The organism is Amycolatopsis sp. NPDC005003 (genome assembly GCF_053600695.1).
The window spans coordinates 318,944-326,525 of the sequence record NZ_JBSGAI010000005.1; the positions used below are offsets into that span (position 1 = coordinate 318,944).

Below are 7,582 nucleotides of genomic sequence, written 5' to 3' on the forward strand. Positions count from 1 at the left end.
TCTAGGATGACGCCGTGACCTACCACTCCACTGAGCCGGTCCCCCGGCCCAAGACCACCGGCGCCGACGTCAAGACGTTCGTCGCCGCGGTGCTGCTGACCTTCGGCGTCGGCCTGCTCGGCATGGTCGGCTGGGCCGTGCTGGACAGCGGGTTCGGCGGCTTCCTCGGCCTGGTCGGCGGGGTCTTCGGCGTCGTGTGGTGGCGGAAGATCCACGGCAAGGCGTTCCCGCCGGTGCTGCCGACCAAGTCGGTCGTCATCCTCGCGGTCGTCAACGCCGTGCTGGCGCTGATCCTTCTCCTGACCGCGGGTTGAGCCCGGCCGGCAGCTCCGGCGCCGGCCAGCCCGCGTCCGGCCGGAAGTCGGTGTCGGTCCCGTCGAACGGGTAGGCGCCGCGTTCGGCCAGCGCGCCGATCCGCTCGCCCTCCGCGCGCAGCCGGTCGAACTGCTCGAGCGTCAGGCGGCCGACCTCGAGGGCGGCCTCGGCCTCGTCCTCGTCGTCCCAGCGCCAGCTGCCGTCGCGCTCGACGACGACGTCGAGCACACCGTCGATCCGGTCGACCGCGCCCGCGGTGCGGCCCAGCGGGATCTCCAGGTTGACGTACCAGTTCTTGAACCGGCCGTCGAGGTCGAAGAACCACCAGACCGAAGACCACTCGTCTTCGGGAATCCGGCGCAGCGTCGAGGCGCCGTGCCAGAAGTCCGGAACCGGCACCCGCGGGATGCGGAACCGCTGGTCCAGGGGGGCGTCGCGCATCAGGCGGCCGTCGGCGAGCCTGCTGCCGACGATCGGCGTGCCCGCCGGGAGCCAGGCGAGCAGGACGCGGCCGTCGTCTTCGAGGACGCGCAGCGGGTGCACCTGGCCGATCGAGCCGTCCGGGCGGTGGAACCGTTCGACCACGGTCTGCCCCGGCCGCCAGCGTCGATCACTCACGCGCCCCACTGTACCGGCGCGCGCGTACACCCAGTAGCAGTTCGAACACGGCCGCCGGCCCCGCGAGGACGAGCACGGGCAGCACCGGCAGCAGGCAGGCGGCCGCCGCGGCGACGACGAGCCCGGCGATCCCCGGCACCCCGAGCCGCGCCCGGACCTCGGTTCCGGCAGCGAGCGCGGGCACCACGGTGGCGACCACGGCGACCACCGTGAGCACCGGCTGCAGCGCGTCCGCGTCGGCGGCGGACAGCAGGTCCCGCAGCGAGGTGAGCGACAGCCCGAGCCGCACCGCGCCGAGCTGGTAGAGCGCGGCGAAGGCCACCAGCACGGCGACCGCACCGAGCAGCAGCGCCCGCCACCCGGCGTTCTCGCGTCGCCAGGCGCGCAGGAACGGGAGGAAGACCACCGCGGCGACGAGCACGCCCGCGAAGTCCGGGGGCCGCAGGGCGTCCGCCGTCCCCACCGGCGGCACGGCCACGCACACCGCAACCAGCACGAGCCCCGCGGCGAGCAGCAGCGCGCCGGTGATCCGCACGACGATCGTCGGGATCTTCAGGCCGGCGAACCCGGCGCCGGCGACCACCACCACGAACGCCGCGGCCGTGAGTTCGCGGTGCGCCGGGACGACGTAAGCGCCGAACGCGATCGCGTAGACCGCCACCTCCGACAGCCTCGCCACGGCGACGACGACCCGGTCCACCAGGGCATCCCCCGGTTCCGGCACCCGCGCCGTCACGCCGGCGGCCACCGCGGCCAGCACCAGGCCGGCGAGCAGCCACCAGCCCGCACCCGCCGCTGCCGCCGCCAGCGTCACCAGCAGCCCACCGCCCAGCCGCACGCGGCCCTCCCTCGCCCTCTGTTCACCCGTGGTCAGGTCGTCATTAGCATGGCTCACGATCCTGGCCGGGCCGGTGCCCGGTGCCACACGAGAACGCGCGAGGAGCCAGAAGTGACCGTGCCTAAGCTCGCCCTGTCCGACAACACCGGGGAGGCACTGGCCAAGACGCGCGCCGACGTTGTCGTCATCGGCACCCTGCAGGGCGAGGACGGTCCCGTGCTCGCCCCCGGCGCCGCCGCCGTGGACGCCGCGTTCGACGGCCGGCTCGCCGGCCTGCTGGCCACGCTCGGGGCGAGCGGCAAGGCCGAAGAGGTCGTGAAGGTCCCGACACTGGGCAAGCTCCCGGCCGGCGTGGTGCTCGCCGTCGGCCTGGGCAAGGCGGGCGGCACCGTCACCCCAGAGCAGGTCCGCCGGGCCGCGGGCGCCGCCGGCCGCGCGCTGGCCGGCACCGACCGCGCGCTGGTCACGCTGTCCGAGCTCGACCTGCAGGCCGCCGTCGAGGGCATCGTCCTCGGCTCCTACGTCTTCACCGCCTACCGCTCGGAGAAGGGCGACGCCCCGCTGGCGAAGGCGGACTTCACCAGCCCGGCCGAGGGCACCGCCCGCGAGCACAAGGCGACGCTGAAGGCGGCCGGCACCATCGCCGAGGCCGTCCTCGTCGCCCGCGACCTGATCAACACCCCGCCGAACGACCTGTACCCGGCCTCCTTCGCCGATCGCGCGAAGAAGCTGGCCGAGGACAACGGCCTCGAGTTCGAGGTGCTGGACGAGAAGGCGTTGAAGCGCAAGGGCTTCGGCGGCATCCTCGGCGTCGGCGGCGGCTCGTCCCGCCCGCCGCGCCTGGTGCGCATCGGCTACAAGCCCGCCAAGGCGGCCAAGAAGGTCGCGCTGGTCGGCAAGGGCATCACCTTCGACTCGGGCGGCATCTCGCTCAAGCCTGCCGCGAACATGGACCACATGACCTCGGACATGTCCGGTGCGGCCGGCGTGCTCGCGTCGGTCGTGCTGGCCGCGAAGCTGAAGTACCCCCTGGAGGTCGTCGCGCACATCCCGCTGGCGGAGAACCTGCCGTCCGGGACGTCGTACCGCCCGGGTGACGTGCTGACCATGTACGGCGGCAAGACCGTCGAGGTGCTCAACACCGACGCCGAAGGCCGGCTGATCCTGGTCGACGCCATGGTGCGCGCGGCCGAGGAGAACCCGGACTACCTGATCGAGACCTCGACGCTGACCGGCGCCCAGGTCGTCTCGCTCGGCAACCGCACGGCCGGTGTGATGGGGTCGGAGGACTTCCGCGACCGGGTCGCCGCGATCATGCAGGCCACCGGCGAAAACGGCTGGCCGATGCCGCTGCCGGAGGAACTGCGCGCCGACCTCGACTCGCGGCTGGCCGACCTGGCCAACGTGACCGGCCACCGCTGGGGCGGCATGCTCGCGGCCGGGATCTTCCTGCGCGAGTTCGTCGCCGACGGCCTCGACTGGGTCCACATCGACATCGCGGGCCCGTCGTTCAACACCGGCTCCCCGTGGGGCTACACCGGCAAGGGCGGCACCGGCGTCCCGGTGCGCTCGATCGCCGCGGTGCTCGCGGACATCGCCGCCAACGGCTGAGCCGTCTCCCGCAGCCGGTCGTGAGGGGTAATTCGGGTTAGAACCCGAATTACCCCTCACGACCGCGGTGAGCCGAAGTGATCCTTTTGCCGCTTTCGGTGTGATCCGGGACACCGTACGGTGACCGGGTGACGACCGAGCCGGTGGAACGCGACTCCCCCGCCGAAATCGCCGCCGAGCACGACGAAGAACGCCCGGCGCGGAAGCTCTCCCGCGTTCCGGACCGCGTCGTCTACTTCGTCGCCCTCGCGGTCGCGGTCCTGGTGCTCAAGCAGGTGTTCTTCCCGTTCGCCAAGGGCAACCAGTTCTACCTCGTGCTCTTCCTGGGCGTGACGCTCCCGCTGGTCTTCCTCTGCTACCGCCCGCGGTTGGGCGGCCGCGACGACCCCGGCTGGGTCGACTGGGCGTTCGCCACCCTCGCCCTCGCCGTCGGCCTGTACCCGGTCCTCGTCGGCTACGACGACTTCCTCGATCGCCAGGGCATCCTGTCCCCGCTGGACATCGTGGCCGGGGCCCTGCTGCTGGTGCTGATCCTCGAAGCCACCCGCCGCACCACCGGGCTGGTGCTGCCGATCGTCTGCCTGCTCTTCCTGGCCTACGCCTACTACGGCGGCTTCCTCCCGCAGAACTGGGGCATCGCCCACGCGGGCATCGACTTCAGCCAGATCGTCAACGCGCTCTTCAACGACGCCAGCGGCTTCTACGGCACTCCCCTGGACGTCGCGGCGAGCTACATCGTGCTGTTCACCCTCTACGGCGCGGTGCTCAACGCCTCCGGCGCCGGGCAGTTCTTCGTGGACATCTCCTTCGCCGCGTTCCGCCGGTCGCGGACCGCGCCCGGCCGGACCACCGTGCTGTCGGGCTTCCTGCTCGGCACGGTGTCGGGTTCGGGCACGGCCACCGCGGTCAGCCTGGGCTCGATCACCTGGCCGATCCTGAAGAAAGCCCGGTACCCCAAGGAAAACGCGGGCGGGTTGCTCGCCGCGTCCGGGATCGGCGCCATCCTCTCGCCGCCGACGCTGGGCGCGGCGGCGTTCATCATCGCGGAGTACCTGCAGACGTCGTACCTGAAGGTGCTGATCTGGGCGACCGTCCCGACGCTGCTCTACTACCTCGGCATCGTGTTCGCGATGGAGGCGGACGCGCGGCGCTTCCAGGCCGAAGCCGTCGACGTGCCGCACGAGAATCCCGGGAAGTTGTTGCGGCGCGGCGGTTATCACTTCCTGTCGCTGGCGATCATCGTCGTGTTCCTCGCCTTGGACATCCCGCCGTTCGCCGCGGTCGTGTACGCCACCGGCGTCGCCGCGCTGTTCGCGTTGCTCGCCCGGCGCCACGACGTGCGCGGGTGGGCGAAGGACATGGTCGACGCGCTGTCGGCGGGCGTCCGCGGCGCGCTGCCGGTGATCGCGGTGTGCGCGGCGGCCGGCGTGATCACCTCGACCATCACCAAGACCGGGCTGGGTCTCGAACTCGCCGACGCACTGGTGGAACTGGCCGGCGCGCTCACCGACAACGGCACGCTGATCCTCGTCCTGACCGTGCTGCTCTCCGCGATCGCCGTCGGCGTGCTGGGGCTGGCCGTGCCGGTCACCGCGAGCTTCATCATCGCCTGGGTCGTCATCGGCCCGGCGCTGGAGACGCTCGGCGTCGCCGACGCCGAGCGCGCGATGTTCATCTTCTACTACGCCGTGCTGTCGGAGGTCACGCCGCCGACGGCGCTCGCCGCGGTGGCGTCGGCGGCGATCACCGGCGGCTCGGTGCTCGGCACCATGTGGCAGTGCTGGAAGTACACGCTCCCGGCGTTCCTGGTGCCGATCGCCTTCGTGCTCACCGACAACGGCGCCGCGCTGCTGCTGGAGTCCGACGTGCTCACCGTGCTGTGGGTGACGGCGGTGTCCGCGGTCGCCGTCGCCGCGCTGGCCGTGGTGACCGGCGGCTGGCTCTTCGGGCCGGTCGGCCTGCCGGTGCGGCTGCTGTTCGTCCCCACCGCCCTCTGCCTGCTCTACCTGGAGCCGGTGCCGATCGCGATCGGTGCCGCGTGCGGCGCCGCCGCCTTGGGAACGCACGCCGTGATCAAGAGGAGGACAGCATGAAACGCGCAATCGCCGCCGTCGCGGTGCTCGCTCTGGCCGCTGCCGGCTGCGGCGGGAAGCAGCAGACCGACCAGGCCGCACCCGGCGGGACGCAATCGTGCGAAGCGGGCGAGGGCCGGATCACCATCGCCACCGGCAACAGCGGCGGCGTGTACTACGTGCTGGGCGGCGGCCTCGCCCAGCTCGTCAGCAGCAACACGAAGCTGCGTGCGACGGCCGCGGAAACCGGCGCGTCGGTGCAGAACATCCAGCAGCTGGTGGCCGGCAACTACGACGTCGCGTTCTCGCTGGCCGACACCGCGGCGGACGCGGTGAACGGCAAGGGTTCCTTCGACGGCAAGCCGCAGAAGATCCAGGCGCTGTCCCGGATCTACCCGAACTCGACGCAGGTGCTGGTGCGCACGGACGCCGGGATCGACAGCGTCGAGGACATGAAGGGCAAGCGGATCTCGACGGGCTCGCCGAAGTCCGGCACCGAGGTGATCGCGAACCGCCTCCTGCAGGCGGCCGGGCTCAAGCCGGACACCGACGTCCAGGCGCAGCGGCTCGACCTGGCCAAGACCGCGGACGGCATGAAGGCCGGGACGCTCGACGGGCTCGTCTGGTCCGGCGGGCTGCCGACCGCGCAGATCACCGACATCACCACGGCGTTGAAGGACAAGGTGAAGTTCCTCGACGTCACGCCGTTGCTGCCGGCGCTGAAGAAGGTCAACCCGGTCTACGACCAGGCGGTGATCCCCGCGGCGGCGTACGGACAGCCCGCGGAGGTGCCGACGGTCGTGGTGCCGAACCTGCTGCTGGTGCGCGAGGACTTCCCGGCGGGCAACGCGTGCGCGATCACGAAGCTGATCTTCGACAAGCAGGCGGAGCTGGCCAAGGTGCACCCGGCGGCGAAGGAGATTTCGAAGCAGCTGGCGACGAAGACCGACCCGGTCCCGCTGCACCCGGGGGCGAAGCAGGCCCTCGGCTAGGGTCGGTGGGGTGCAGGACTACCTCGAAGCGGCGGTCCGCGACGTCCTGACGGCGCCCGAGGCGCGCGTCGACGACCAGATCGGTTACGCGGCCCTGCTGCTCGCGACCACCGGCGCCCTCGACGAAGCCGACCGGCTGGTCACGCAGTGGCGGGCCCGGACGGAACGGCCGGTGGCCGCGCTGGCCGCCGACCCGGTGCGGGCGCGCGCGTGGGCGATGCTTTTCGAGGCCCGGGGGACGCGTCCGGATTGGGCGGAGGGCTTGCCCCCGCTCGATCTGGATCTTGAGGAACGCCTGCACGCGGCTTCCTTGCGTCGTCCGGTGTCCGACCTCGAAGGTGTCCTCCCGCCGGGGCCGATCGCCGAGGTGGTCAAGCAGGTGGCGCCGGCACGCCCGGACCGGGTCCGCACTGCGCTCGCCGAGGGGGATCTCGAGCTGTGGGCTCGCCTGGCCGGGCCGAACCCGGACGTGGCAACGCTGGCCGCGACCCGCGCGGTGGCTCCGGCGCTGGCGGCGGGCGCGGACCCGCTCGGCCTGCGCGAGTGGGCGCCGGTCTGCGCGGGCGCGCTGGTCGCGGCGCTGCACGAGCGGTACCCGCCCGACCTGGGCGGCTGGCCGGAGCTGATCAGGGAGATCATGCGCCTGCGCGGCGGCGCTGGACCGGACCTCGCTCCCCCGCACGGCAATGCGGCCGCGCAGGAGCGGGCCGCCCCGATGCTGCGCGGCCGGACCACCCTCCCACCCCCGGCGTCGGAGGCGGCGATCCGCTCGGCGGAGCTGCGGCTCGGCGTCGAACTGCCCGCCGACCACCGCGAATTCCTCCGCACCTGCGACGGCCTCCCCGCCGACGTCGTCTTCCCGCGCCTGCTCGGCACGGCGGACCTGCGCGCCGAGAACGGCGTGGTGCTCCTCAGCGAACCCGCGGTGCTGCTGCTGTCGGCCGGGCACGTGGTGGAGGTCGACCCGGTGCTGGGCACCACCGTCCACGCGTCCTTCCGGGCGGCGTTGGTCCACCACGCCGCCTTGCTGGCCCAGGCAGGCTAGTGTCCTGAGTCTGAATTTCGTGGCCAGCGTTTAGGATGCGGTGATGCCAAGCCCGACGCTGCCACCGTTGATGTTGAGCGATGAGGAACGC

7 protein-coding genes are annotated in these 7,582 nt (G+C 72.3%); 5 read left to right on the plus strand and 2 right to left on the minus strand.

Annotation, left to right across the window (positions count from 1 at the left end; all coding sequences use genetic code 11):
- The first annotated feature begins 14 nt into the window (after positions 1-14).
- Entirely contained in the window at positions 15-314 is a 300-nt protein-coding gene (locus tag ACWED2_RS08875) for a hypothetical protein (protein WP_449689855.1), read from the plus strand.
- On the opposite strand, the gene ACWED2_RS08880 is transcribed toward ACWED2_RS08875, so the two are convergent.
- Both ACWED2_RS08880 and ACWED2_RS08885 read right to left on the minus strand, forming a co-directional pair.
- Entirely contained in the window at positions 271-933 is a 663-nt protein-coding gene (locus ACWED2_RS08880) for a DUF402 domain-containing protein (RefSeq protein ID WP_449689856.1), read from the minus strand. The genes ACWED2_RS08875 and ACWED2_RS08880 overlap by 44 nt on opposite strands.
- Positions 926-1,771, minus strand: coding sequence for a hypothetical protein (locus ACWED2_RS08885; protein WP_449689857.1), 846 nt, complete (start codon positions 1,769-1,771; stop codon positions 926-928). The genes ACWED2_RS08880 and ACWED2_RS08885 overlap by 8 nt, the downstream gene beginning before the upstream one ends.
- Before the next feature lie 111 nt (positions 1,772-1,882).
- Between ACWED2_RS08885 and ACWED2_RS08890 the strand changes: the two genes are divergently transcribed.
- From ACWED2_RS08890 to ACWED2_RS08905, 4 genes are all read left to right on the plus strand, one after another.
- A complete protein-coding gene (locus tag ACWED2_RS08890) occupies positions 1,883-3,382 on the plus strand; it encodes a leucyl aminopeptidase (RefSeq protein ID WP_449689858.1) in 1,500 nt (499 codons plus the stop codon).
- A 128-nt stretch (positions 3,383-3,510) separates the two neighbouring features.
- Positions 3,511-5,475: a TRAP transporter permease gene (locus tag ACWED2_RS08895; protein WP_449689859.1), complete on the plus strand. Its 1,965-nt coding sequence runs from the start codon at positions 3,511-3,513 to the stop codon at positions 5,473-5,475.
- Positions 5,472-6,446, plus strand: a complete 975-nt coding sequence (locus ACWED2_RS08900) for a TAXI family TRAP transporter solute-binding subunit (protein WP_449689860.1) — start codon at positions 5,472-5,474, stop codon at positions 6,444-6,446. The genes ACWED2_RS08895 and ACWED2_RS08900 overlap by 4 nt, the downstream gene beginning before the upstream one ends.
- Before the next feature lie 10 nt (positions 6,447-6,456).
- On the plus strand, positions 6,457-7,491 hold the full coding sequence (locus ACWED2_RS08905; RefSeq protein WP_449689861.1) for an SMI1/KNR4 family protein: 1,035 nt from the start codon (positions 6,457-6,459) through the stop codon (positions 7,489-7,491).
- The last annotated feature ends 91 nt before the right edge of the window (positions 7,492-7,582 follow it).

Bases quoted from the DNA above. Each gene is read 5' to 3' on its own strand.
- ACWED2_RS08900 (WP_449689860.1), top strand. From the start codon at position 5,472: ATGAAACGCGCAATCGCCGCCGTCGCGGTGCTCGCTCTGGCCGCTGCC.